Origin of the sequence: Devosia submarina (genome assembly GCF_003056345.1) — a bacterium.
Classification (GTDB): domain Bacteria; phylum Pseudomonadota; class Alphaproteobacteria; order Rhizobiales; family Devosiaceae; genus Devosia; species Devosia submarina.
Genome location: NZ_PYWB01000009.1, coordinates 66,904 through 90,798, shown reverse-complemented (window position 1 = coordinate 90,798; position 23,895 = coordinate 66,904). Strand labels below are relative to the sequence as shown.

Sequence of the window (23,895 nt, the reverse complement as noted above, 5' to 3'; positions counted from 1 at the left end):
TCCTAGCCCCCGAGGAAACTTTTGGCGACTTCGGGATCGGCAATCAGTTCTGGCCCGGTGCCGGTGAAGCGGTTCTGGCCCTGCGCAAGCACGAAGCCCTTGGATGCAAAGGCCAGCGCCTGACGGGCATTCTGCTCGACCATCAGGATGCCGACGCCTTCCTTGTTGACGCGCACGATGGTTTCAAAAATCTCGATCACATAGCGCGGCGACAGGCCCGCCGAGGGCTCGTCCAGCATCAGCAGCTTTGGCTTGCTCATGAGCGCGCGGCCCATGGCCACCATCTGGCGCTGGCCGCCCGAAAGCTCCCCCGCCGGCTGGCGGCGTTTTTCGGCGAGAACCGGGAACATGCCATAGACCCAATCCATGGTCGGGCGGAAATCGTCGGAACGGGTGAAGGCACCCATTTCGAGGTTTTCTTCAACCGTCATCGAGGTGAAGACGTTTTTCTCCTGCGGCACGAAGCTCAGGCCCTTGGGCACGAGCTTGTCGGGCAGGGAATTAGCGATGTTCTCGCCGCCGAAATCGATCGTGCCGCCGGTTACGCGGAGCAGACCGAAAATGGCTTTCAGCGTCGTCGACTTGCCCGCGCCATTGGGGCCGACAATGACCCCGATATCGCTGGCTTCGATGGCCATGTTGACGCCGTTAAGGATCGGTGCGCCGCCATAGCCGCCCACCACGTGCTTCAGTTCAATCAGGGGCATTATGCAGCTTCCACCGGGGTGCCGAAATAGGCTTCCACGATCGCGGGGTTGGCGCGAATCTCGGCCATGGGCCCCTCGGCGATCTTTTCGCCCTGGGCCATCACGATCACCGGATCGCAAAGGCGCGCAATGAGGTCCATGTCATGCTCGATGACAAAGAAGGTGTAACCGAGCTCGGTGTTCATGCGCTCGATATTGCTGGCAAGGTCATTGAGCAGGGTCTTGTTGACACCGGCGGCCACCTCGTCGAGCAGCACGACCTTGGCATCTACCATCATGGTGCGACCAAGCTCGAGGAGCTTTTTCTGCCCGCCCGAAAGATTGCCGGCGAGCTCGTTTCGCACATGGCCGAGCTTGAGGAAGTCGATGACGTCCAGCGCCTTCTTGCGCACTTCGGTTTCACGCGAACGGGCCAGGCCGGGGCGGAACCAAGCATTGACGAGATGTTCGCCGGGCTGGTCACCCGGAACCATCATCAGGTTTTCAAGCGCCGTCATGTTGGAGAATTCATGCGCGATCTGGAAGGTGCGCAGCATGCCGGTGCGGAACAGCTGGTGCGGCTTGAGGCCCGTCACATCTTCGCCATCAAAGATCACCGAGCCGCTATCGGGCACGATATTGCCGGCGACGATGTTGAACAGCGTCGACTTGCCGGCCCCGTTGGGGCCGATGAGACCCGTCACCGAGCCACGCCGAACCGAGAGCGAGCAATTGTTGACGGCCGTCAAGCCGCCAAAGCGTTTGCTGACGTTGCGAACGTCAATCACTAGATCAGAGGACACCAAATTCGTCCCGTTTTCCTGAAATGCCAAGGTTTGCCCGATTTATATTCGGGCTATTTTGCGGCACATGCGCATAAGAGCGGCAAACGGTCAACCGGGGCGGGCTGGTCAAATAAACGCCAGCACCGCTTCGGCCGTGGCTTTGTTGAAGGCGCAAGGGACGTCATAAAGCGTGGCGAGCCGGGTGAGAGCCTTGACGTCGACGTCGTGCGGCTGGGCTGAAAGCGGATCAATAAAGAAGATCAGGACGTCAAGCCGCCCCTCGGCGATCATGGCGCCAAGCTGTTGATCGCCACCGAGCGGGCCGCTCTTGAGCAGAGATACGGACAGGCCCGTCGCCGCCATGACGCGCCCGCCCGTGGTGCCCGTACCCCAGAGCTCATGCTGGGCGAGCTTGCCTTGATGCTCCACCGCCCAATCGCAAAGCTCGTCCTTTTTATCGTCATGGGCCACAAGACCGATGCGCGCCATGGGAGCCTCCAAACCTTGCTCTAGCCGGCGCTAGAACTCGTTCCAATCCGCCGAGATCGCGGCATTGCCCTGCGAGAGGTAGGTCCGGGCGGCCTGGCGGGCGCTGGCGGGCTTGGGTGCGGGACTTGCCGGCTGCTGCTTGGGCCGCATGGTGGAAACCGGTTCCTTGTCGAGCGTGGTGAAGACGGCAACGATCTGGTCCAGCTCGCGCGCTTGGCCTTCGGTCTGCTCAATGGCGGCATTGGTTTCTTCCACAAGGGCCGCATTGTGCTGGGTCATCTCGTCCATGGTGCGCACGGCGACACTGACCTCTTCGATGGCCGCAGCCTGTTCGCGGCTGTCCTGGGCAATCTGCTCGAGAATGCTGTTGTTGCCGCGAGCCGCATCCAGCATGGCCTTGAGCTTGCCGGCGGCGTCGCTCACGAGCTTGGAGCCGGTGTTGACCTCGCCGGCCGACTGCTCGATCAGCACCTTGACCTCGCTCGAGGCCTGGGCTGCCGACTGCGCTAGGCGGCGCACTTCCACGGCAACCACGGCAAAGCCCTTGCCGGCATCGCCCGCACGCGCCGCTTCCACCGAGGCATTGAGCGCCAGCAGATTGGTCTGGAAGGCGATGTCGTCGATCATGCCGATGATGTTGGAAATCTTGGCCGAGGACTGGGTGATCCGCTCCATGGCGTGGGTCGCGGCATCCATCACCTGCCCGCCTTCCTCGGCGGTGCGGGTGACCTGGGTGGCGTTGACGCTGGCGTCCTTGGCGCGCTCGGCATTCTTGGTCACCGTGGCGGCCAGCTGCTCCATGGCAGCCGAAGTTTCCTCGATAGTGGCGGCCTGCTTGGTGGTTCGTTCGCTAAGGTCATTGGCGCCGCTCAGGATCTCGCCCGTGGCGGTGCGCAGCGAGCCGGAAGTGTGGCGCAGCTGCCCGACCACTTCGGCCATCTTGTCGGCCACGCGATTGACGTCGGCCTTGAGCCGCGCAAAGGCGCCTTCATAATCGCCTTCCATGCGCTTGGTAAGATCGGCTTCGGCAAGCGCCCCCAGGACATGGGCGATCTCGGCGACGCCGCGATTGAAGTTGGCCACCAGCGCATTGACGCTTTCGGCAAGGCTATTGAGTTCGGCGTCGGGGAATTCGGCGGTGACCTGCTGGGTGAAATCGCCGGCAATGGCCGCATCGACCACTTCGCCAAAGGCGCGCTGCAGTTCGCTCATCATCTTCTGCCGCTCTTCCTGATCGGCAATGATGCGGGCAGCTTCCGCCTCGGTCATCTGGCTGACGCGCAATCCGTTCTGGCGGAACACTTCCACCGAGCGGGCCATGCGACCGACCTCGTTACCCCATTGGGTAAACGGCACTTCGGCTTCGTAATTGCCCTCGGCAATGGCATCCATGGCGCCAGCAAGCTGGGGAATAGGCTTGGTCATCTGGCGGGAAAGAAGGAGGCCCAGCAGGCCCAGAGCCAGGGTGACAATGCCGCCCACCAGCAGGATCAGGTTCAACACGCTATTGGCGGCTGCATTGATCTGAGCCATGGGCGTGCCCACAAAGATCGCGCCCATCACTTCGCCGCTCATCTTTTCAATAGGCTGCAGCGCGCCGAAGTATTCGACGCCATTGATCGGCAGGGGGCCGGAATAGGTTTCGCCAGCCATGAGCGGGGCAAAGGCGGGGCTCGCGGCATCAAGCACGAGGTCTGCGGCGCGGCTGCCATCGGGCGCCACAAGGCTCGTGGTCTTGCCCACGAGATTGCCCGAAGCGACATCAAGGACATAGATGGTGGCGTCTTGCTTGGTCACGCGGGTGACCGAGTCGATGATCTCGGTGTCATAGAACGGGGGAACGGCCCAGCTCTGGAAGGCGTCGATGGTGCCCTCAGGCGTCCAGTTCAGCACGGAGCCCGAAATGCGGCGCTCGAGAATGGTGGCGGCGACACCCAGATTGGTGTCCTGCTGCAGCTCGCCCTCGGCAATGGAGCGCTCGCGCAGATTAAGGTAGATGGCGCCGGATACGGCCGCGATCGAGCCCACGATCGAGATCAGAACAAGGGCGGCAATCGCCGTGGTCATACGGATATTGCCCAAAAAGTTGGCGAATTTGCGCATTCAGTTTTATTCCCTTGCGGTGCAGCGACACGGCGCTGTTCCATTGTGCTTGAAGGGAAATTTACGGCATGGCGGTTAATTGATCGTTGTGCATGATCCGCCGGTGGCTCGAACCAAAAAGGGGCGCCGAAGCGCCCCTTTGCCTTGTTCCTTCGGAATGAAGACTAGAACTCGTTCCAGTCTTCCTTGATCGCGGCATTGCCGTGGCTGAGATAGGTCCGGGCCACGTTCTTGAGCCGGTTCTGCAGGCCGCGGGCGCCGGTCTGCGCGGGCTCGGCAGTTGCGATTTCTGCCTTGGGCGCCGCGTCCGGCTCGGTGGCAAAAATATCCACGATCCGGTCGAGCTCGGTTGCCTGCGCCTCGGTCTGTTCGATGGCGGCGTTGATCTCTTCCACCAGCGCGGCATTGTGCTGGGTCATTTCATCCATGGTGCGCACGGCCGTGTTGACCTCATCGATCGCGCCAGCCTGTTCGCGGCTCTCTCGCGCGATCCCGGTCATGGCCTCGTTAGAGGTGCGGGCGGCCGAAACCATGGTGCCGAGCTTTGCGGCAGCATCGAGCACCAGCTTGGAGCCGCTCTTGACCTCCCCCGCGGACTGCTCGATCAAAAGCTTTACATCGGCCGAGGCGCTGGCGGCCGACTGCGCGAGGCGCCGCACTTCCACGGCCACCACGGCAAAGCCCTTGCCGGCATCGCCAGCGCGGGCGGCTTCCACTGAAGCGTTGAGTGCAAGCAGATTGGTCTGGAAGGCGATATCATCAATGAGACCGATGATGTTGGAGATCTTGCCCGAGGACTGGGTGATGCGCTCCATGGCTTCGGTGGCCTGATGCATGATCTGGCCGCCTTCTTCGGCGGTCTGGCTGACGCCTGCCGCGGCCTTGCTCGCCTCCTGCGCCCGCTGGGCATTCTGCATCACGGTTGATGCCAATTGCTCCATGGCCGCAGAGGTTTCCTCGATGGTTGCGGCCTGCTTGGTGGTGCGTTCGCTCAAATCATTGGCGCCGGCCAGGATTTCGCTCGTGGCGGTCTTGAGCTGCAAGGAGGTTTCCTTGAGCTGGCCCACAATGTCGCTGAGCTTGTCGGCCACCGCATTGGTGTCGGCCTTGAGCTTGGCGAAGGCACCGAGATAATCGCCTTCCATGCGGCGGGTGAGGTCGGTATTGGCCAGCGCCGACAGAACCGAGCCGGTTTCATCAAGGCCACGGTCTACGGTTTCGACCAGGGAATTGACCGAATGGGCAAGCGTGTTGAGCTCGTCATCGGGGAATTCGGCATCGACTCGCTTGGTGAAATCGCCGGCAATGGCGGCGTCCACAACAGCGCCGAAAGCGCGTTGCAGATCCTGCATCATAGCGGCGCGCTCGGCCTGGTTGCGGATGATCTGAGCAGCCTCTGCCTCCGTCATCTCGGCAATGCGCACGGCGTTCTGGCGGAACACTTCCACGGCGCGCGCCATGGCGCCGATCTCGTCGGAGCGGGCTTGGCCCGCCACATCGAGGTTGAGCTCGCCATTGGCCAGCTCGTCCATGGTGTTGGTGAGGCGCGACAGGGGCCGGCTGATCGAGCGGGAAACCAGATATCCACCCAGCGCCGCCAGGACCAGCAGCACGCCGCCCACAAGGAGCATGGTGTTGCGCATCTCGATGATCGGCGCCATCGCCGTGCTTTCAGGCTGCGCGGCAACAATGGCCCAATTGGTGCCCTGGACGGACACACCCTGGGCCGCGATCACCATGGGCGTGCCACGGTAATCGCTGATGGTGCCCTGCCCCGGGGTTCCTGCAACCGCGTCCGTCACAACGGGAGAATGAAGCGCCGTGACCAGCGTGTCATCGCCCTCGGTGTAGTCGGAATCAACGCGCAAGAAACCATCGCTGCCCACCAGCAGCGCCTCCCCGCCCTCACCCAGGCCAGAAACGCTCGATAGCTGGGTGCCCAGCGTGCTCGAAGCAACGGCAACGGCCAGAACGCCCATGGGCGTTTCCTCATCAAACACGGGAATGGCCATGAAGCTGGTCGGCAGATCGCCGCGCGGGCCGTAGGTGGTGAAATCGGCAAAGCTCGTGGTGCCGGCTTGGGCATCCTTGACGGCGTTGAAGACCTGGGCGAGGCCGGTTTGGGCCAGCGCGGGTTCGCTCAGGACATTGCCCGCAAAATCGCTGCGCTTGGCGGCCGAATAGATGATCTCGCCCGTCGGGCTAAGAAGGAAAATGTCGGCATAGCCGCGCTCCAGCAGCAGCGCGCGCAAGCCGGGATGGAATTTCTTGTGCTGGGCATCATAGCCAGCTGCCTTGCCGCCAGATTCAAGCATTTCCCAGCCGGCTTCAGGGTTGGGATTGCCTTCCACATAGGCCGTCTGGAACAGGGCCTTGGTGCCATCGCCAATGCCCATGCGCATCTGATCAAAAGTGCGGATCATGTTCTTGACGGCGCTGGCCGTGTCGGAGCGCTGCGCAAAGAGGCGCAGATCGACTTCCACCGTGCGGTAGTAGTTTTCGACAGCCGAGGCGGAGGTCTGCAGAGCCGCCTGCATGGCCGCATCGCGCTGGTTCTGCACCGTTTGCAAACCAATGAAATAGCTGGCAATGCCAACGCCCGCGCTCACCACCAGGGCCGACCCGACCAGGGCCAGCGGCAGTTTTTGCGCAATCTTGAGTTGCGGCAGAAATCCCATCGAACACTCCAATACGTTCCCGCGTCTCGTCATGCTGGCATGACCAGCTGCTTGCTGCAGCCCAGGCGGGCATCCCCCAACGCCACAGAAGTGGCCGGGGAAAACGATATACATATGAGGCTTAACCGCGCCTTACCCTTGTTCAGCCTGATCAAAAATTTAGCACAAACAAAAAGGCCATCCCACGGGATGGCCTTCGATGGGGAGCGGGTTTGTTCAGCTCAGCGCGCCGATCACCGCCTCGATGCGCTTTTTCATGGTGGAAGCATCGAATGGCTTGATGATGTAATTGTTGACGCCAAAGGAAATGGCTTCCTTGACCTGTTCCTTGTCGGAGCGGCCAGTCGCCATGATGAACGGCATGGCCTGGGTGCGCGGATGCTTGCGGATCACCTTTAGGAGCGTCAGCCCGTCAATGTCTTCCATGTTCCAATCGGAAATAATGAGGTCGACATTGCTTTTCTCGAGCTTGCCGAGGGCATCGCGGCCGCTCTTGGCCTCGATGATGTCCTTGAAGCCCAATTGGGTCAGGATGTACTTACAAATACCACGCATGGATTGCTGGTCATCAACGATAAGAACGCTGACAGCACTGGCTTTTGGCATGGTCTTTTTACCTTGTTTGCGTCAGAAGCGGACCGGTCCGCAATGATGGGAAAACACTAGGGATCAGAGGTTTAAATTCTCTCAACCCGGCTCGGACATTGCCGGCAAGAGGCGCTTCATGCCGCAGATTTGAGGCGCACCAAGGCGTTGGCGAGCCGGGCCGCGATCGCATCCACCGGTGCTTGTTCCATGACCGCGCCTTCCTCGAAGGCGACGCGCGGCATGCCATAAACCAGGGCCGAGGCCTGCGACTGGCCGATCGTATAAGCACCGGCATCGCGCATGAGCTTGAGGCCCCGCGCCCCGTCCCGCCCCATGCCGGTCAGGATCGCGCCAACCGCGAGCGGTCCAACCACCCGGGCGACCGACTCAAACAGCACATCAACGCTGGGCCGGTGGCCCGAGGCCAGTTCGTCCTGCGATAGCTTGCATTTGAGCTGGCCCGAGGAGCGCTCCACCCGCAGGTGATGATCGCCCCGTGCCACATAGGCGTGGCCCGGCTGGAGCACCAAGCGGTCTTCGGCTTCCACGACCTTGAGATCGCACAATTCATCGAGCCGGGCGGCAAAGCGGCCGGTGAAGCCTGGTGGCATGTGCTGGGCGATAAGAATGGGCGGAGAATCGGGCGGCATCTGGGTCAGAACAGCGCGAATGGCTTCAACGCCCCCGGTCGAGGCGCCAATGGCGATCAGCGAACCAGCGGGACCAGCTGCCGTGCGCAGCGCCGTCTTGGGCGGCTCGGACCGACTGGCGGAGCGCCCGCGCACATCCGATTTTGCCGCAGCGCGAATCTTGTCGCGCAGGCTTGCACCGAAGCTTTCAATGCCGCCTTCGAGGTCAGCGCCAGGCTTGGCGACGAAATCAACGGCGCCCAGTTCCAGCGCCAAAAGGGTTTCGCTCGCGCCTTTCTTGGTCAGGGTCGACACCATGATCACGGGCGTGGGCCGCAGGCGCATCAGCTTGTCGAGGAATTGCAGCCCGTTCATGTTGGGCATTTCGATATCAAGCGTCACCACATCGGGGTTGAGCGTCTTGATCTTTTCGCGCGCCTCGATGGGGTCGGTTGCCGTGCCGACAACCTGGATATCCCCGTCCCGCATCAGCATGCGGGTCAGCACCTCGCGGATCAGCGCCGAATCGTCGACGACAAGGACCTTGATGCTCATGCTGCTTCTCGTTTGCTGGCGATTGCTTTGGATTGATAAACGGTCTTGCCGACAAGGCGGAAACCCTCGCCGCCCGATCCGAGGTTTTCGGAATGTCCGATGTAAAGAAAACCGCCCGGGGCCAGCATCTTGCCAAGGCGCCCAAACAATTCACCCTGCGTGGGCTTGTCGAAATAGATGGCCACGTTGCGGCAGAAAATGGCGTCGAACGGTCCTTTCATCGGCCAGGGGCCGATGAGGTTGAGCGGCTTGAAGGCGATCAGCTCGCGCACGCTTTCGGGCACCTGCACCATGCCTTCATCGCCCTTGACGAACGGGCGCATGCGCTCGGCCGATAGCCCTGCGAGTTCGGTCTGGGGATAAATGCCCCTTGCCGCCTTGGCGAGAACGGCCGTGTCGATATCGGTGGCCAAGATCTTGAAATCCCAGCGCTTGAGTTCGGGAAAGGCCGTCAGCAGATCCATGCCGATTGTATAGGGCTCCTGCCCCGTGGAGCAGCCAGCCGACCAGATCCGCAGGCGCGTGCCGCGCGGTTTTTCGCTCAGAAGGCTCGCCACATGGGTGCGCAAATGGGCGAAATGGTGATCCTCGCGGTAGAACCGCGTGAGGTTGGTGGTGAGCGCATTGACGAATTCCTGGCTGTCCTGCGCCGAGCCGCCCCGCTCAAGATAATCGACATAAGCGTCAAAGCTGGGCAGCCCCAGGGCACGCACGATCTTGCTCAGACGCGAAATCACCAGTGTGCGCTTGGCGTCGCTGAGGGAAATGCCGGCAACTTCGTAGACGCGGGTCTTGATGCGCGTAAATTCGCGCTCGCTTAGGGAGATTTCTGCCTGTTCCATCGCTGGCGCATCCTGATTGCCCCGAACCGCCCGGTGGCAATTCGTCTTCAAGCGCTCGCGCGAAGCTCCAGCCGTTCCGGCTTGTGCGGTGCTTCGCCAAACGACGCCATTCGAGCGGAGAGCCGGCGCATAGCCATCTCGCCTTCATCCAGCGCGGAGGCGATTGTGCCGGTTTCATTGCCAAGATTGCGTAAATAAGCCTCGAGCTCGCCCATCATTTTTTGCAAGGACTGGGCCTCAGCTACCCCCGCAGCGGCCTGGTGGCGGCCATGGGTCACCACAGTGCGGATTTCCTTGGCAGAGCGATTGGTGAGCTGGGCCAATTGGCGCACTTCATCGGCCACAACGGCAAAGCCCGCGCCCTTTTCCCCGGCGCGCGCTGCTTCCACGGCAGCATTGAGGGCCAGCAGGTTGGTGCGGAAGGACACGTCCTCGATGGCCTGGATCATCTCGTCGACCTGGCGCGTCATCTGGTCCACTTCGCCGGCCACGGCATGGGTGCGGCGCACGGCGAGCTCTGCGGCGCTGGCAATGGTATGCGCATCGCGGCCCAGCGCCAGGGCTTGCCTCAGGCGCAGATTGCCTTGTGCGAGGGCTTGGCCGGTGGCCGCGGCATCGGTCTGGGTCAGGGCGTTCTGCGAGCCGAGTTCAGCCAGCCGCGCTTCAAAACCCTGCACGAGCTTGCCAACAGCTGCGAGCCGCGTCTCGAGCTTCTGGCGCAACGCCTGTTCTTCGGCGAGCTGGTCCACCACAACGGAGGCAAAATCGTTGAGGCGCCGCGCCACCCCGCTTAGGGGCCCATCCAGCGCGTCATGGAGTTCGTCATGCCCGCCTGCGACCCGGTCGAGCTGCGCCAGGGCAGCGTCGATTGCCGCCATGGCTCCGTTCAGTGCCAGGAGGGCGCCGTTGCGCCGCATGGCTTCGCTTTCAAAGCGGAAACTGGTTTGCCCATTGCCCAGCGCCCCAACAAAGGCATCGAGGTCATCATCCTCAATGAAAACGCCGGCAGGGACGAACTCGAGCAGCGCACGATTATTGGCGACAAAGCTCCGTTTGACCTCGAAGCGCCGGTCGTCGAGCATGACCATGCCATGCTCGGGCGGGCCGCCGCCACCATCGAGATAGCCTTCGCCAAACACGGCATCAAGGCTCGCCCCTTCGGCGACATTGCCCGTCAGGCGCTCCAGTCCGGCGCTCAGCGCCACAATGATGTTTTTCTCGTCGGCAACCAGAACCGGGCGTTCCAGGGCAATAATGGCACTGCGAAAATGCTGCGCCCGCTCCAGCCGGCGCCCGAGGCGGGTTACAATAGCACCCATGCTGATCCGGTCATCGCCCAGATCGCTCAGCCCGGCTGCCGTGGCGAGGGCCGCAAGCGATTGATTCTGCCGCTGGTCGATCATCACGGCGCCAACCAGCGTCAGCAGGACAGTCAGAACAGGCAGCAGCACGGCCACGCCCATCCAGATCGGCCCAGGTCCCAGAAGCGCAGCAATGCCGCCCGCCGCAAGGCAAGCCGTCAGCCACAGGGCCGAAGTGATCAGCGCTAGGCGCAGATGGGGCATGGTGCCGAAAATCCGATCGTCCACCGGGATTGATTGCCCAAGACCTTAGTCCAAGAATGGTTAATCAAATCTATAACGGCCAATGAACCGGTAAGACTTCGCTCACCAAGCTTTCGGAAGGATTGCTCTAGAACAATTCAATATCGTCCACCGGCGCCGGAACAATAATGCGCCGCTTGGCCAAGGCGATTTCTTCACGCGCCACATTGGCGCCCGCATCGCTGTCGAGGCGTTTCACGAAAGCGCGCCCAGAATGGGGCTTGAACAGGACGCGGCGCGCATAGCTGCCGCCTAGATCTTCGCTGGTAGCGACATAGCCTTCAAGCGCTAGGAACTGGCGCACGAATTCAATGTTCTTGGCGCCCACATCATCCAGCGCAGAATTGATCTTGCCGCCACCAAAGACCTTGATCTCGAGATTGCCCTTTCGCCCGGTCCCCCGCGTGAGCACCTTGTTGATCAACTGCTCCATGGCAAAGGCGCCATAGCGGGCCGAAGCGCCATAGCGGTCCTTGGCGGAGCCCGACTGCTCGGCAAGAAGGAAGTGGTTCATGCCGCCCACATTGGCCACGCGATCGCGCACGCAGGCCGAAATGCACGAGCCCAGCACTGTGGAATAGGTGAGATCGGTTGCATCCGATACGTGGCAATCGCCCTGATGCACTGTCGTGACAACGCCGCGGTCAAATTCGGGCGGCAAGGAATTGGGCAATGGCATCGAACTGGCAGAATCCCGATAAGATAATATGCTGACACTAAAGGAAAACCCGTTAGCCAATCGCTAACCACGTGGCCATGGGAGCGGTCATTTCCCCTGTTTGCAACATTCGCTTTAGACATTGCGCTGTAGTGTCGCTCCCAGGGCTAGGATCAGTATTTGAATGTCACTGCAGAAACTCGCGCGAGAGCTCGACGAGACGGCACGCCAAACCGCTTCCATGCTGGAAGGCATAACAGAAGCGCTCGAGCTTCTGGCCGACAGCGACGTTAGCAGGGACGCTTCGGTGCGCCAGGCTGTGGGCATGATCATCACGGCCCTCCAGGGCCAGGACCGCATCGAGCAGCGCTGCCACAACATGGCCCTTGCCGTGCGCCAGTTCGCTCTTTTGCCGCCAACTGCCCCCGACAGCGTCTATGACGAGATCTGGGCGAGCCTGACGCTGGATGAATTGCGCGTTCCGGCGCTCTCGGGCATCGCCGCCCATCAAAGCCATGGGGATGCCGAGCTGTTCTAGCCTGGGCGAACCTGCCGATGGTTTTTAGTCCGACTCGCCGTCGATGGCCGCCTCTGCCATCAACCTGATCTTTTCAGGGCTGTAGACGGCCTGCGACGTTGATATCCAGGGAACCTCCGGCCTGTCTTCCTTGTAGGCGGCGGTCAGTGCGTCGGCGAGCGAGGAATAGGCCACGGCACTGGCCGCAGCAAAGGATGGCTCTTGAGGCACGTCGCCGATTGGAAGCCAAATCAGGATTGCCGGTTCACTAGTCATCGTCACCTCCTGTCCATTGACCAACGCAGATCGCTGGCTATGGATGCAGGCAAGAATGCGCCCAAGGTCGCAAGCCTGGTTGGACGTTGGAACAGCTGCGTCCAACTGGAATGGCTGTTCACCAATGTTCTTATACGCCAGCAAACAAAAAGGGCGCCGGAGCGCCCTTCTGAAGCCGACACTGAGCCGCTTACGCGTCGACCTTGGCGCCCGACACAACCGCGTGCAGATCGATGAGCCCCACCATGCGGCTGTCGTGGGTGACAATGCCGTTGAGCAGCTCGGTATCGATTGAATTGCCTTCGGGGACATTGTGAATGTCGTCACGAGAGACGGTGAGGATGTCGGACACAGCGTCCACCAGTATGCCAACCCATTTGTCGCCGACGCTCATCACCACAACGACATGGTTCTTGGTGGGCGTGGTCTGGCCGTCGCCAAAGCGGGCGCGCAAATCGAAAATGGGCACGATGGTGCCGCGCAGATTAATGACGCCACGCACGAATTCGCGCGTATTGGGCAGGGGTGTTGCCCCATTCCAGGCGCGGATCTCGCGCACCGTGGTGATTTCCACGCCATAGGTCTGCTCGCCAATAGAAAAAGCGATCAGCTGGAGGGAATTGTGGGCGGCCAAGGCCGATTTATCGCCCATATCGTCGCGCAAACCGAGCGCTTCCATTTCTTTCAAGCCTTTCTGCCGCCTGTTCTGGGCGACTACGCATAAACTCAGCGGCTAAGCTGCATTCTTGTGGACAATCGCAGTCTTGAGCCCCTGCACGTCCACGATCAGCGCGACATTGCCGTCGCCCAGGATCGTGCCGCCGGCAATGCCGTCGACGCGTTCGAAATTCTCTTCCAGAGATTTGATGACGACCTGCTGCTGGCCGATAATGTCGTCGACGATCAGCGCCACCTTGTGGCTGCCCTCGGCCTCGCACAGCACGACGAACCGGTCGTCATGCGCCGAGCCGCCAGCCATGTTGAAGCGCTGCGCCAGGTCGATCACCTGAACATATTCGCCCCGCACCTGCAGCACGCGTTCGCCACTCGGCACCCGCTCAAAGCTCGCGCGCGAGCACTGGATGGTTTCGACGATGGAAGAGAGCGGCACGACGTATGGCGATTCACCGACCTTGACCAGCATGACGTCGAGCACCGCAAGCGTCAGCGGTAGGCGCAGGGTCATGCGTGTACCCTTGCCCGTCCAGGAGCGGACATGCACCGAGCCGCCGATTTTCTTGATGTTGGACAAGACTACGTCCATGCCCACGCCGCGGCCCGAAATATCGCTGAGCGCTTCGGCGGTGGAAAAGCCCGGCGCAAAGATCAGTTGGTCGATCTGCTCGTCGGAAAGGTTGGCGTCGGGCGCCACGATGCCCTTGTCGCGCGCCAGCTGCAGCACGCGCTCGCGGTTGATGCCCGCGCCATCATCTTCCACAACGATCAGGATATTGCCGCCCGCCTGCTCGGCGGAAAGCCGAACCGTGCCGATTTCGGGCTTGCCCATGGCCGAGCGCTTTTCGGGCGTTTCGATGCCATGGTCGGCCGAATTGCGGATCATGTGCGTAAGGGGATCGCTCAGCTGCTCGATCACCGTCTTGTCGATCTCGGTATTCTCGCCAATGGTTTCGAGCTTGATCCGCTTGCCCGTCTTGTTGGCCAGCTCGCGCACGAGGCGCGGCATGCGCGAAAATACCGATTTTACCGGCTGGGCGCGAATAGCCATCACTGAGTCCTGCAGGCCACGCGTGGTCTGCGCCAGAACCTCGAGCCCGCGCACCAGTTCGGTATAGCGCGCGCGCAGGGTTTCATCCATCTGCTGGGTCAGCATGGACTGGGTGATCACGAGCTCGCCGACCATGTTGACCACGCGGTCGACCTTGTCGAGATCAACGCGGATCGACTGCACGCCCACGCTGCGGCCATGGCTTTCCTCGCCATCTGCAGGTGCTGCTGGCACAAGGGTTGGCTTGGGCGGGTTCGCCTTGGCCGCGGTTTGAGGGGCGGCTTTGGGCTGGATGGTTTCAGCAAGTTCGGCAAAGCTGAGCGCAGGCGCAGCTTCAAAATTGTCCTGGATCGTTGGGGCCGCGGGCGCCGGCTCGGGCGTAAAGCTCAGCAACTCGCCCATTTCATCATCGGCCAGCGCCATCAGATTTTGTTCCTGCGAGCGCAGGCGCGCCAGTTCAGCATCAACAAAGGCTGGCGGCGCGATAATGGCCGCCGATGCTGTCCCTTGGCTGCCCACCTGGACGATGCTGATGTCGCAATCGCCATCCACGAATTCGAACACTTCGCGAATGGCCGCTTCGGTCAGGGTCGCGCTGACCAGGGTGATTTCCCAGGAGCAGTAAACCGCAAAAGGTTCAAAGTCCGAAAGCGGCGGGACCTCGCCCAGAATGGCGCGCACGTGCATCTCGCCCAGGGCAGCCAGCTCGCGAAACAGCAGCAGCGGATCATTGGCGCGCGCATAAAGCGCACGATAGGGAGTGAAGCGGATTTCCCAATGGCCGGCTTCGGCCTGCATAGGGGGCATTTCAAACGTGTCAGGAAGCTCTTCGCTTTGGTCTTCGGCGGCATCGAGGCGCACCATGACGGGCGTGAAATCGATGTCGAACTCGTCCATCGGCTCGCCGCCAGAATCATCATCGTCCCCGATGGAATCGCCGCGTGCCAGCGCGTCAAAGCGCGCCTTTTCATCAAGCCCGTATTCGGCCGGCAGGGCATCGCCCGTTTGAGCGGCCTTCACATGGTCGGCGACGATGTCATTGGCGCGGATGCAAAGGACGACCACGTCGTCGCTGAGCTCGATCCGCCCATCCCGCACATAATCAAGAAGAGTTTCATAGGCATGGGCAAAGCCCACAAGCGCGGAAAAGCCGAACGCCCCTGCGCCGCCCTTGATGGAGTGGATAGCGCGGAACACGGCATTGAGCCGGTCGGCATCGCGCTCACCTGCTTCAATGGCGGCAAACTGTTCTTCAAGCTCGGTCAGAAGCTCGGAACACTCGTCGAAATAGGTGGCTTTGAAGTCGTCCAGATCGCTCATGGGAGGCTCATTCAACCCTTCTGGGTTCAGGCGTAGTTCAGTGGACGACGCGGTGGATCACCGAGATCAGCTTTTCCGGATCAAAGGGCTTTACGATCCAGCCCGTGCCGCCCGCAGCCTTGCCCTGGTCGCGCTTGTCCTGTGAGGTCTCGGTGGTCAGGATCAGGATCGGCAGGCTCTGGTGCTGCCCGCTGGCGCGCACATTGCGGATGAACTCGATGCCATCCATCACCGGCATGTTGATGTCGGTGATTACCACATCCACGTCCTGGGTCTTGAGCACATCGAGCCCCTGCTGGCCGTCCTCGGCCTGCAATACCTCGAATCCTGCATTGCTCAGCGTATGGTGCAGCATGGCCAGGATTGTTCTTGAATCGTCCACTGTCAGAACGCGCACAGTCTTGTTACCCTCTCATCATTGGGGAAAACTGGGCACCCAGGCCCAATCGATCGATCGCGGTCATCATTGTCGCGCTCGGCTGCTCTATGGCAAAGTCAAACTGGTTTCGGCGGGCCGTCTCGGCGGCGCTGATCAGCATGATTAGGGCATTGGTCGACACGCGCTCCACGGCGCTGGCGTCAACCGTGACCGGCCCCTCCTCGATCGCGTCAATCAATCCGTCCCGAATGCCATCAAGCGAGTCGAGATCGATGATCGCAGGCAAAGCGATTGGTTTTCTGCCCTTGCTGACCATGATGAGATGCTGCCCCTGGAGTTCCTCTCCGCTCGGCAGTTTCCACGGGAACGGTTTAAGAAGTGCTAAGTTCGCCCGCGCCTTGCACAATCACTTGGCTTCCGCAGCAAGCAAAAGCTGTATGGCCCCACAATCAAGGCTGAACCATTGCGGTGCCTGAGACGTATCCTGGGACATAGTTTTCCTTGCACGGGGCAAGCAGCCAAGGCTAGGCAGGGAGCAGGTATACACTGGAAGACAACATGACCATTGCCCTGACCGGGATCGCCCGCGACCTTGCCGCTCGTGCCGAAACTGGCAAGCCGATCCGGGTGGGCGTGATCGGCTCGGGCGAAATGGGCACTGACCTCGTTACCCAGATGTCGTTGATGGCAGGCATTGAAATGGCCGCCATTGCGACCCGCCGTCCGCATACAGCGCTCGAGGCGATGCGGATCGCCTATGGCGAGGACAGCAAGGGCCGCACGGCCGACAGCCCGGCACAGGCGCTGGCTGCCATTGAAGCAGGCAAGATCGCCATCACCTCGGCCGAAACCCTGGTCACCACACCCAATATCGACGTGGTGATCGATGCCACCGGCAAGCCCGGCGTTGCGGCCGACTATGACCTCCTTGCCATGGAACACGGCAAGCACCTCGTCATGATGAATGTGGAGGCCGATGTGACTATCGGACCTTATCTCAAGGCGCAGGCCGACAAGCTGGGCGTGGTTTATTCCGTGGGGGCCGGGGACGAGCCAAGCTCGTGCATGGAATTGATCGAATTTGTTTCAGCGCTGGGGCTGCCCATCGTTGCCGCGGGCAAGGGCAAGAACAATCCGCTGCGCCACGATGCCGTTCCGGACGAATACCGCGAAGAAGCCACGCGCCGCAACATGAACCCGCGCATGCTGGTGGAGTTCGTCGACGGCTCGAAAACCGCTGTTGAAATGTGCGCCATCGCCAATGCGACGGGCCTTGTTCCCGACGTTCCCGGCATGCACGGCCCCAAGGCCGATCGCGACGACATGGCCAAGGTTTTGATCCCGCGCGAGGATGGCGGCATTCTCAACCGCATGGGCGTAGTGGACTACACCATCGGCAAGGGGGTGGCCCCTGGCGTCTTTGTGATCGTCAAGGCCGAGCACCCCCGCATTATCGAGCGCATGGACGATCTGCATATCGGCCATGGCCCCTATTATAGCTTCTTCCGCCCCTATCACCTCACAAGCCTTGAAGTGCCGCTGACCTGCGCGCGCATCATGCTTCATGGCAAGCCAGACATGGTCCCCCTGCCCCAGCCCGTTGCCGAAGTCTGTGCCGTGGCAAAGCGGGATCTGCAAATAGGCGAGAGCTTGGATGCGATCGGGGAAACCTGCTACCGCTCTTATACCATGACCATCACCGACAGCCGCGCCGCCAAGGCCGTTCCCGTGGGGCTATTAGAGGGCGGCAGGGTGACGGCGCCCGTCAAAAAGGGTGAGTTGCTGACGGCCCTCAACAGCCAGCCGGACCAATCCACCCGCCTTTATGCCCTGCGCCTGGAGCAGGACCGCATGCTGGGCCTGCTCTAGCCCCGAGAGAACTTGCCAAGCCTTGGCTCTGCCTATAATTCCTGACGCTGCCGCTCAGGAATATAGCTTATGACCGAAAACCTTGACCCCCGCGCCCCCATCCGCATTCGCCATGACACGCGCATGCGGCTGCTCGAAGTGACGGATGTGGTGGATATCACCCCGCGCATGCGCCGCATTTCGCTCCATGGCGACATGACGGGGTTTGCCTCGGCCGGACACGCCGACCACATCAAGGCTTTCTTTTTCCCCGACGGCGTGGAGCCTCATACCGCACCCATCGGCGAGCGCGGCGCAGAGTTTGCCCCGGGTGAAAAACCGGAGATGCGGGATTATACCCCTCGCTATTGGGACGTGGCCAAAGGCACGCTTGAGCTTGATTTCGTGCTTCATGGCGATGGCCCGGCCTCCAGCTGGGCCGCTCAGGCCGAGATCGGGCAGAAGCTCGTGATCGGCGGCCCGCGCGGCTCGCTTGTGGTGCCGGCGGCGTTCGACTGGTATCTCCTTGTCGGCGATGAAACCGCCCTCCCCGCCATTGGCCGCCGCATCGAGGAACTGCCCGCCGGCGCTCGCGTCGTCGCCATCATCGAGGTGGCGGATCAAGCCGAAGAGCAGCGTTTCGAAACGCAGACCGACCTTGATCTCATCTACTGCCACCGCAACGGCCTGGCCGCCGGAACCACCGATCTCCTCCTCCAAGCCGTCAAGCGCCAGGCTTTCCCCAGCGGCACGGCCTACGCCTATATCGCCGGTGAGTCGTCCATCAGCAAAGCCGTACGCGCCCACCTCACCGAAGAGCGCGGCTTCAACCCCGAATATGTCAAGGCCGCCGGCTATTGGCTCCTGGGCGTCGCCGACGCCAAGGAGCCGCACTAGCACGCCAGCGCTCGGCCTCTTGCCGGGCCGGCAATAATTGTTCATATCAATGGGGTCGGAACGGGGCTGTAGCTCAGTTGGGAGAGCGCGTCGTTCGCAATGACGAGGTCAGCGGTTCGATCCCGCTCAGCTCCACCATTCCGGCAATTGGTCCCCAAACCCTCTGAACCGCGCTAGCAAGCGACCGCACTGGTCAGCACAGCTTGACGCTCCTTTAGCCAGTATGTATCTTTTGATGATACTAACTTGCTGCTCAAGCTCAGGAGCCCGCCGTGACCCTCGATCAGACCCATCAGCAATTCTGGGAAGAGCGCTATCGCGCAATGAGCAAGCCGCCGTCCGGGCGGCCGACTGCCAAGCTGGTGGAGCTGTTGCCACCCTTGCCGCCTGGCCGTTCGCTGGATCTGGGCTGTTCCCGGGGGGACGATGTGCTTTGGCTCGCAAGCCGCGGTTGGGAGGCTTTGGGCGTTGATATCTCGGCGACGGCGTTGGACGTTGCGAGGGATCGCGCGCAGTCGCTGGGTCTAGCCGAGCGCGCGCGCTTTGAGCAGCATGATCTTGCAGAGAGCTTTCCCCGAGGCCGGTTCGATCTCGTGACGGCCTTGTTTTTCCAGTCTCCCATTGCTTTTCCCCGCGACAAGGTGCTGCAACAGGCGACAGCGGCGGTGGCGGACGGGGGCTATTTTCTTCTTCTGGAACACAGCGTTCCCGATCCGGCGTCACATGGGGGAACAACCCCCTTCAACACGGTGGAACAAACCCTGGCATCGCTCCAATTGGACGCTTCCTGGGAAAGCGTGCGGGTCGAGGCGCACGAACGAGCGCCGGAGCAGCAAGGCAAGTCCGGGCACGTTTTGGACAATGTGATCCTGCTGCGAAAGCGCGAAGACGTCGCCCCTTGACTAGTATGGTAGTTCAGGCAATTCTCCCCGCATCTGAGTGGGAACAACCTCTCGGGAACGGCCGGAGACACGTCATGGGCCCTTTTGGCCCAGCCAGGGTATGTGGTTAAGCGTGAGCTACGCGGTACGTCTTCTGTTTGACCGGTAAGCACGGACAGATGCTCGTATCGACCTTCCGAGAGGCCCGCAAAGAACTCAACCGTGCGGTCGCGGTTGGTGGAAAGGCCCAGTTGCTCTTCCCTTCGCCACCGCATTTGAACACCGGCAGAACCGGCAGGTGAGCGGGAGGATGAAGGTGAACAACAGCAGCGCGGTTGGGCAGGCCCCGACCGAGATGGAACGCTATTTGTTCGATCTCAACGGCTTCATCGTCATACCCAACGCCCTCTCGGCCGAAGAGGTCGCCAGCTGCAACGGCACGCTCGACGAAGTGCAGGATTTTGTCGGCGATGGCTGGCACGGCCATGTGCATCTCTACAACGACCCCAAGCGGCAGGAAGGCATCCTGCTGCAGCAGGTTTATGAGGCTGGCCCCGTTTGGGAGCGGATGATCGACCATCCCAGCTGGTTCCCCAAGGCCGTCCACTTCATCGGCTCCGATGATCCAGAGAATTTCGACGGGCATCATGGCCCGGCCTTTATCGATGAGTGCTTTGCCTCGATCCGCGGCCCGGGGCAGGCGCTGCGGCTCCATTCGGGCGGACATGTCGGCACTATCCGCACCCAATATCGCTTTCATGCCGGCAAATTCCATTGCGGCCAGGTCAATGTGCTGGTGGCGCTCAACGATATCGGCCCCGGCGATGGCGCCACCATGGTCATCCCCGGCAGCCACAAATCCAATCTGCGCCACCCGCAAACTGTCGCGCTGGACCAGCGCGACCAGCAGACTTCGGTCGATGGCATCGAAGGCGCGGTTGAGGTGCATCTCAAAGCCGGCGACGCCCTGATGTTCGTAGATGCCATCATGCATGGCGCCGCCCGACGGGTGAACCAAGGCCAGCGCCGCATGACGGTTTATCGCTATGGCCCAAGCTGGGGCTATTTCCGCCACCGCTTCGTGCCCAGCCCCGAACTACTGGCGCGGCTCACGCCGGAGCAGCGCCGGATCGTCATGCCGCATCAGCCGCCGCTGGCGGCGCGAGCCTGAGGAAGGTTCGACATTCATGAAGGCAGGCCGCCCGCGGAGGAATAGGACGGCCTTGAACTAAAGAATTTGCTCAACCGGGAGGACATCATGAGCATTCTTAATCGCCGACGCTTTATGACAGGGGCAGCAGGTACGGCAGGCTCGCTCGCGGTTCTTGCCGCCTTTGGTGGTCGTGCCTTTGCGCAGGACATTGCCATCCGCCATTTCTGGTGGGGCAATCCCGAGCGGGATAAGCGCACCTTCGCGGTAATCGACCTTTATAACCAAAAGAATCCCGGCACGGTGGTGTCCGGTGAGTCCCTGGGCTTTGCCGATTACTTCACCAAGCTCACCACCCAGATCGCCGGCGGCAACATGCCCGATGTGATCCAGCAGGGCTATGGCGTGCTCTTCGAATACATCGCCAATGGCGCCGTCGTGCCGCTGGATGATTATGTGGGCAAGTCGCTCGACATCAGCAAGATGGACGAAAGCGCCATTCAGGCCGGCACGGTCGATGGCAAGTTCTATGCCCTCTCCATCGGCGCCAATTCCCACATGGCCATGTACAACACCCGCCTCTACGAGGAGGCAGGGATCAAAGTCGGCGAGAACTTCGACCCCTATGGCTATACCTATGATGACCTGAAGCGCATTGCCGTCGAGATCAAGAATGCCACAGGCGTGCCCGGCACGGACGACAACACCGCCGATTACCAGAACTTCTCCGATTTTACCGTCCAGAAGGGCGCCAATCTCTACAACGAAGACGGCTCCTTTGGCCCGACCCAGGAGATCGTCGAGGAATATTGGAGCATCTGGGCAGGCATCCGCGACGCAGGCGGCACCCCTCCGGGGCCGGAGTCTGCAGGGCTCGCTGGCGTGTCTGAACTGAGCCAATTGGGCGTCGTCACCGGCAAGTCGGCGACCTCCTACCTCTGGAGCAACCAACTGGTGGGCGCGCAAGGCCTGATGCAGGATCCGCTGGGCGCCGCCATGTATCCTAATACGCCCGAGATGATCCCGGGCTCGGTGATCCAGCCCTCGCAATTCGTTTGCCTCAGCCGCGACAGCAGCAATCCTGAAGCGGCCACCGCCTATATGAGCGCCTTCGTCAATGACCCGGAAATGACGGCTGTGCTGGGGCTTGAGCGCGGCATCCCCTCCAACAGCGATGTCCGCGCAGCGCTCCAGTCGAGCCTCACCCCGCCCGAAGCGGTGTCGGTTGCCTTCTTTGATGCGATCCAAGGCAAGACCGCGCCCCTGACCGCGCCGCCGCCAAGCGGCTCGGCAGAGGTGGAACAGACCTTTGAGCGCGTGGCCGTCTCGGTCCTGCTCGGCGAGCGCTCCATACCCGAAGTCGCGAGCGACTTCCTTGCTCAAGCCAAGGCGATCCTCGCCCGGGCTTAACCCTGAACCGTGGCGCTGCCCATTACTCCCTGGGGTGGCGCCACGGCTCGCCTATCTGCAACAAGCCTTTTGGAGCCGCATGGAAAAGTTCTTTCGCCGCAACTTTGCCGGTTACGCCTTTCTGGCACCCTGGCTGATCGGCTTTTTCCTGCTCGCGCTGGGACCGATCGTGGCTTCGCTCTATCTCAGCTTCACCAAGTACAACATTGTCCGCCCACCCCAATGGATCGGGCTCGATAATTATTTCTATATGTTCCAGTTCGACGACCGGTTCAAAAAGGCGCTGCAGGTCACCTTCACCTTCGTGGTGATCTCGGTGCCCGCCAAGCTGATTTTTGCCCTTGCCGTTGCCATGGCGCTCGACAAGGGTGTGCGCGCCATTGGCTGGTACCGGGCTCTGTTCTACCTGCCGTCCATCCTGGGCGGCTCCATCGCCGTTGCGATCCTTTGGCGGCAGCTCTTCGATTATAATGGCGTGATCAACGCCGTTGTGCGCTGGTTCGGCATCGATGGCCCTTACTGGCTGAGCGATCCGCGCTATTCCCTCTGGACGCTGATTGTGCTGGCCGCCTGGCAGTTCGGCTCGCCCATGCTGATTTTCCTGGCCGGCCTGCGCGCCATCCCTAACGATCTTTATGAAGCCGCCGAGATCGATGCGGCAGGCCCGGTGCGCAAATTCTTTGCCATCACCGTACCTTTGCTGGCGCCCGTCATTTTCTTCAATCTCGTCCTGCAGATGATCGAGGCCTTCAAGAGCTTTTCGGGCGCCTTCGTGATCTCGGGCGGCGCGGGCGCACCGCTGGACTCGCTCCTGTTCTTCACCGTCTATCTCTACAATGAAGCCTTCCAGTTCCTGCGCATGGGCTATGCCTCGGCGCTCGCCTGGGTGCTTCTGCTCATCATCGCCCTTTTCACCGCCATCGCCTTCTGGACCAGCAAATACTGGGTCCACTATGAAAACGAGCGGGGCTGAGCCATGACTGACGCGACCCTCAGCAACACCTCAGCGCTAGCTAGCCAGTACCGCACGCTCAAGCTGCGCCGCGCCCGCCGCGCGGGCCTGCTCAAGCACATCTTCCTGATCATCACCTCGCTGATCATGATCTATCCCCTCCTCTGGATGCTCTCGAGTTCGCTCAAGCCCGAGAACCAGATTTTTGGCGATCTCTCGCTCTGGCCCGCGACCTTTGAATGGGAAAATTACTGGCAGGGCTGGAACGCTCTTCCCGTGAGCTTCACCACCTTCTTCTGGAATTCCACTGTCGTGACCGTCCTCTCGGTCATCGGCAATGTCATCTCGTGCTCGTTTGCAGCCTACGCCTTTGCCCGCCTTGAATTCAGCGGCAAGACGATCTGGTTTGCCCTCATGATGATGACTCTCATGATCCCCTATCATGTGGTGCTCATCCCCCAGTATCTGCTCTTCCTGCAGCTCGGCTGGGTGGACACCTATCTTCCCCTGATCGTGCCGCGTTTCCTTGCCGGCGATGCCTTCTTCATATTCCTGATGATCCAGTTCTTCCGGCAATTGCCGCGCGAGCTCGATGAAGCCGCCATGATCGATGGCTGCTCGCCTTTCAAGATCTATTGGGCGATCATCATGCCGCTCTCGCTCCCCGCCATGGCCACGGCCGCGATCTTCTCGTTCATCTGGACCTGGGAGGATTTCCTTGGGCCGCTGGTTTATCTTAACGACATGAAGGACTACACCGTCCCCCTCGCCCTGCGCATGTTCGTGAGCCAGGACAGCGTTTCGCAATATGGCCCGATGTTCGCCATGTCGATCCTTTCTATCCTGCCCATCATCCTGTTCTTTGTTGTCTTCCAGCGTCTTATAATCCGTGGCATCGCCATGAGCGGCCTTAAGTAAGGAA

General features: G+C 61.3%; 23 protein-coding genes and 1 tRNA gene. 9 read left to right on the top strand and 15 right to left on the bottom strand.

Going from position 1 to position 23,895, the window contains the following annotated elements; translation table 11 throughout:
* Nucleotides 1-2: 2 nt before the first annotated feature.
* The 10 genes from DDE77_RS14425 to DDE77_RS14380 form a co-directional block, all read right to left on the bottom strand.
* Nucleotides 3-707 (bottom strand): ABC transporter ATP-binding protein, encoded by a 705-nt coding sequence (locus DDE77_RS14425; protein ID WP_108398183.1) that lies wholly within the window; start codon nucleotides 705-707, stop codon nucleotides 3-5.
* A complete protein-coding gene (locus DDE77_RS14420) occupies nucleotides 707-1,489 on the bottom strand; it encodes an ABC transporter ATP-binding protein (RefSeq protein WP_108398352.1) in 783 nt (260 codons plus the stop codon). Before DDE77_RS14420 ends, DDE77_RS14425 begins: the two co-directional genes overlap by 1 nt.
* A 108-nt stretch (nucleotides 1,490-1,597) precedes the next feature.
* Nucleotides 1,598-1,960, bottom strand: coding sequence for a methylglyoxal synthase (locus DDE77_RS14415; protein WP_108398182.1), 363 nt, complete (start codon nucleotides 1,958-1,960; stop codon nucleotides 1,598-1,600).
* Between the two features lie 30 nt (nucleotides 1,961-1,990).
* The gene (locus tag DDE77_RS14410) at nucleotides 1,991-4,063 is read right to left on the bottom strand and encodes a methyl-accepting chemotaxis protein (protein ID WP_245895275.1); all 2,073 of its coding nucleotides are present in this window, start codon (nucleotides 4,061-4,063) and stop codon (nucleotides 1,991-1,993) included.
* Between the two features lie 164 nt (nucleotides 4,064-4,227).
* Complete coding sequence (locus DDE77_RS19940; RefSeq protein ID WP_245895274.1) at nucleotides 4,228-6,741, bottom strand: methyl-accepting chemotaxis protein; 2,514 nt, start codon at nucleotides 6,739-6,741, stop codon at nucleotides 4,228-4,230.
* Nucleotides 6,742-6,957: 216 nt separating this feature from the next.
* Nucleotides 6,958-7,347: a response regulator gene (locus DDE77_RS14400; protein ID WP_056233086.1), complete on the bottom strand. Its 390-nt coding sequence runs from the start codon at nucleotides 7,345-7,347 to the stop codon at nucleotides 6,958-6,960.
* 116 nt (nucleotides 7,348-7,463) lie between these two features.
* A complete protein-coding gene (locus tag DDE77_RS14395) occupies nucleotides 7,464-8,513 on the bottom strand; it encodes a protein-glutamate methylesterase/protein-glutamine glutaminase (RefSeq protein WP_108398180.1) in 1,050 nt (349 codons plus the stop codon).
* Nucleotides 8,510-9,355 carry a CheR family methyltransferase gene (locus tag DDE77_RS14390; RefSeq protein ID WP_108398179.1) on the bottom strand — a complete coding sequence of 282 codons (846 nt, stop codon included), beginning with the start codon at nucleotides 9,353-9,355 and terminating at the stop codon, nucleotides 8,510-8,512. Before DDE77_RS14390 ends, DDE77_RS14395 begins: the two co-directional genes overlap by 4 nt.
* 47 nt (nucleotides 9,356-9,402) lie before the next feature.
* Complete coding sequence (locus tag DDE77_RS20090) at nucleotides 9,403-10,944, bottom strand: methyl-accepting chemotaxis protein (RefSeq protein WP_108398178.1); 1,542 nt, start codon at nucleotides 10,942-10,944, stop codon at nucleotides 9,403-9,405.
* Between the two features lie 103 nt (nucleotides 10,945-11,047).
* Nucleotides 11,048-11,638, bottom strand: a complete 591-nt coding sequence (locus DDE77_RS14380; protein WP_108398177.1) for a hypothetical protein — start codon at nucleotides 11,636-11,638, stop codon at nucleotides 11,048-11,050.
* A 163-nt stretch (nucleotides 11,639-11,801) separates the two neighbouring features.
* Between DDE77_RS14380 and DDE77_RS14375 the strand changes: the two genes are divergently transcribed.
* Nucleotides 11,802-12,155: a hypothetical protein gene (locus tag DDE77_RS14375; protein WP_108398176.1), complete on the top strand. Its 354-nt coding sequence runs from the start codon at nucleotides 11,802-11,804 to the stop codon at nucleotides 12,153-12,155.
* 24 nt (nucleotides 12,156-12,179) lie between these two features.
* On the opposite strand, the gene DDE77_RS19510 is transcribed toward DDE77_RS14375, so the two are convergent.
* The 5 genes from DDE77_RS19510 to DDE77_RS14350 all read right to left on the bottom strand — a co-directional run bounded on the left by DDE77_RS19510 (nucleotide 12,180) and on the right by DDE77_RS14350 (nucleotide 16,241).
* Entirely contained in the window at nucleotides 12,180-12,410 is a 231-nt protein-coding gene (locus DDE77_RS19510) for a hypothetical protein (protein WP_157959838.1), read from the bottom strand.
* A 190-nt stretch (nucleotides 12,411-12,600) separates the two neighbouring features.
* Nucleotides 12,601-13,089, bottom strand: coding sequence for a chemotaxis protein CheW (locus DDE77_RS14365; RefSeq protein WP_108398174.1), 489 nt, complete (start codon nucleotides 13,087-13,089; stop codon nucleotides 12,601-12,603).
* 54 nt (nucleotides 13,090-13,143) lie between these two features.
* A complete protein-coding gene (locus DDE77_RS14360; RefSeq protein ID WP_108398173.1) occupies nucleotides 13,144-15,456 on the bottom strand; it encodes a chemotaxis protein CheA in 2,313 nt (770 codons plus the stop codon).
* Nucleotides 15,457-15,493: 37 nt separating this feature from the next.
* Nucleotides 15,494-15,853 (bottom strand): response regulator, encoded by a 360-nt coding sequence (locus DDE77_RS14355; protein WP_108398172.1) that lies wholly within the window; start codon nucleotides 15,851-15,853, stop codon nucleotides 15,494-15,496.
* A gap of 7 nt (nucleotides 15,854-15,860) precedes the next feature.
* Nucleotides 15,861-16,241 (bottom strand): STAS domain-containing protein, encoded by a 381-nt coding sequence (locus tag DDE77_RS14350; protein ID WP_108398171.1) that lies wholly within the window; start codon nucleotides 16,239-16,241, stop codon nucleotides 15,861-15,863.
* Nucleotides 16,242-16,393: 152 nt separating this feature from the next.
* Between DDE77_RS14350 and DDE77_RS14345 the strand changes: the two genes are divergently transcribed.
* The 8 genes from DDE77_RS14345 to DDE77_RS14310 all read left to right on the top strand — a co-directional run bounded on the left by DDE77_RS14345 (nucleotide 16,394) and on the right by DDE77_RS14310 (nucleotide 23,891).
* Nucleotides 16,394-17,704 (top strand): NAD(P)H-dependent oxidoreductase, encoded by a 1,311-nt coding sequence (locus tag DDE77_RS14345; protein WP_108398170.1) that lies wholly within the window; start codon nucleotides 16,394-16,396, stop codon nucleotides 17,702-17,704.
* A 69-nt stretch (nucleotides 17,705-17,773) separates the two neighbouring features.
* The gene (locus DDE77_RS14340) at nucleotides 17,774-18,580 is read left to right on the top strand and encodes a siderophore-interacting protein (protein WP_108398169.1); all 807 of its coding nucleotides are present in this window, start codon (nucleotides 17,774-17,776) and stop codon (nucleotides 18,578-18,580) included.
* Between the two features lie 62 nt (nucleotides 18,581-18,642).
* A tRNA-Ala gene (locus tag DDE77_RS14335) sits at nucleotides 18,643-18,718 on the top strand.
* A 134-nt stretch (nucleotides 18,719-18,852) separates the two neighbouring features.
* Entirely contained in the window at nucleotides 18,853-19,482 is a 630-nt protein-coding gene (locus tag DDE77_RS14330; protein WP_108398168.1) for a class I SAM-dependent methyltransferase, read from the top strand.
* A gap of 295 nt (nucleotides 19,483-19,777) precedes the next feature.
* Nucleotides 19,778-20,632: a phytanoyl-CoA dioxygenase family protein gene (locus DDE77_RS14325; RefSeq protein ID WP_157959837.1), complete on the top strand. Its 855-nt coding sequence runs from the start codon at nucleotides 19,778-19,780 to the stop codon at nucleotides 20,630-20,632.
* 87 nt (nucleotides 20,633-20,719) lie between these two features.
* On the top strand, nucleotides 20,720-22,021 hold the full coding sequence (locus DDE77_RS14320) for an ABC transporter substrate-binding protein (RefSeq protein ID WP_108398166.1): 1,302 nt from the start codon (nucleotides 20,720-20,722) through the stop codon (nucleotides 22,019-22,021).
* Between the two features lie 79 nt (nucleotides 22,022-22,100).
* On the top strand, nucleotides 22,101-22,994 hold the full coding sequence (locus DDE77_RS14315; RefSeq protein ID WP_108398165.1) for a carbohydrate ABC transporter permease: 894 nt from the start codon (nucleotides 22,101-22,103) through the stop codon (nucleotides 22,992-22,994).
* Between the two features lie 3 nt (nucleotides 22,995-22,997).
* On the top strand, nucleotides 22,998-23,891 hold the full coding sequence (locus tag DDE77_RS14310; RefSeq protein WP_108398164.1) for a carbohydrate ABC transporter permease: 894 nt from the start codon (nucleotides 22,998-23,000) through the stop codon (nucleotides 23,889-23,891).
* Nucleotides 23,892-23,895: the final 4 nt, after the last annotated feature.

Bases quoted from the DNA above. Each gene is read 5' to 3' on its own strand.
- DDE77_RS14375 (WP_108398176.1), top strand. From the start codon at position 11,802: ATGTCACTGCAGAAACTCGCGCGAGAGCTCGACGAGACGGCACGCCAA.
- DDE77_RS14340 (WP_108398169.1), top strand. From the start codon at position 17,774: ATGACCGAAAACCTTGACCCCCGCGCCCCCATCCGCATTCGCCATGAC.
- DDE77_RS14395 (WP_108398180.1), bottom strand. From the start codon at position 8,513: ATGAGCATCAAGGTCCTTGTCGTCGACGATTCGGCGCTGATCCGCGAG.
- DDE77_RS14380 (WP_108398177.1), bottom strand. From the start codon at position 11,638: ATGCCATTGCCCAATTCCTTGCCGCCCGAATTTGACCGCGGCGTTGTC.
- DDE77_RS14410 (WP_245895275.1), bottom strand. From the start codon at position 4,063: ATGCGCAAATTCGCCAACTTTTTGGGCAATATCCGTATGACCACGGCG.
- DDE77_RS14365 (WP_108398174.1), bottom strand. From the start codon at position 13,089: ATGGAAGCGCTCGGTTTGCGCGACGATATGGGCGATAAATCGGCCTTG.
- DDE77_RS14345 (WP_108398170.1), top strand. From the start codon at position 16,394: ATGACCATTGCCCTGACCGGGATCGCCCGCGACCTTGCCGCTCGTGCC.
- DDE77_RS14425 (WP_108398183.1), bottom strand. From the start codon at position 707: ATGCCCCTGATTGAACTGAAGCACGTGGTGGGCGGCTATGGCGGCGCA.
- DDE77_RS14415 (WP_108398182.1), bottom strand. From the start codon at position 1,960: ATGGCGCGCATCGGTCTTGTGGCCCATGACGATAAAAAGGACGAGCTT.
- DDE77_RS19940 (WP_245895274.1), bottom strand. From the start codon at position 6,741: ATGGGATTTCTGCCGCAACTCAAGATTGCGCAAAAACTGCCGCTGGCC.
- DDE77_RS14320 (WP_108398166.1), top strand. From the start codon at position 20,720: ATGAGCATTCTTAATCGCCGACGCTTTATGACAGGGGCAGCAGGTACG.
- DDE77_RS14400 (WP_056233086.1), bottom strand. From the start codon at position 7,347: ATGCCAAAAGCCAGTGCTGTCAGCGTTCTTATCGTTGATGACCAGCAA.
- DDE77_RS14390 (WP_108398179.1), bottom strand. From the start codon at position 9,355: ATGGAACAGGCAGAAATCTCCCTAAGCGAGCGCGAATTTACGCGCATC.
- DDE77_RS19510 (WP_157959838.1), bottom strand. From the start codon at position 12,410: ATGACTAGTGAACCGGCAATCCTGATTTGGCTTCCAATCGGCGACGTG.
- DDE77_RS14315 (WP_108398165.1), top strand. From the start codon at position 22,101: ATGGAAAAGTTCTTTCGCCGCAACTTTGCCGGTTACGCCTTTCTGGCA.
- DDE77_RS14360 (WP_108398173.1), bottom strand. From the start codon at position 15,456: ATGAGCGATCTGGACGACTTCAAAGCCACCTATTTCGACGAGTGTTCC.
- DDE77_RS14310 (WP_108398164.1), top strand. From the start codon at position 22,998: ATGACTGACGCGACCCTCAGCAACACCTCAGCGCTAGCTAGCCAGTAC.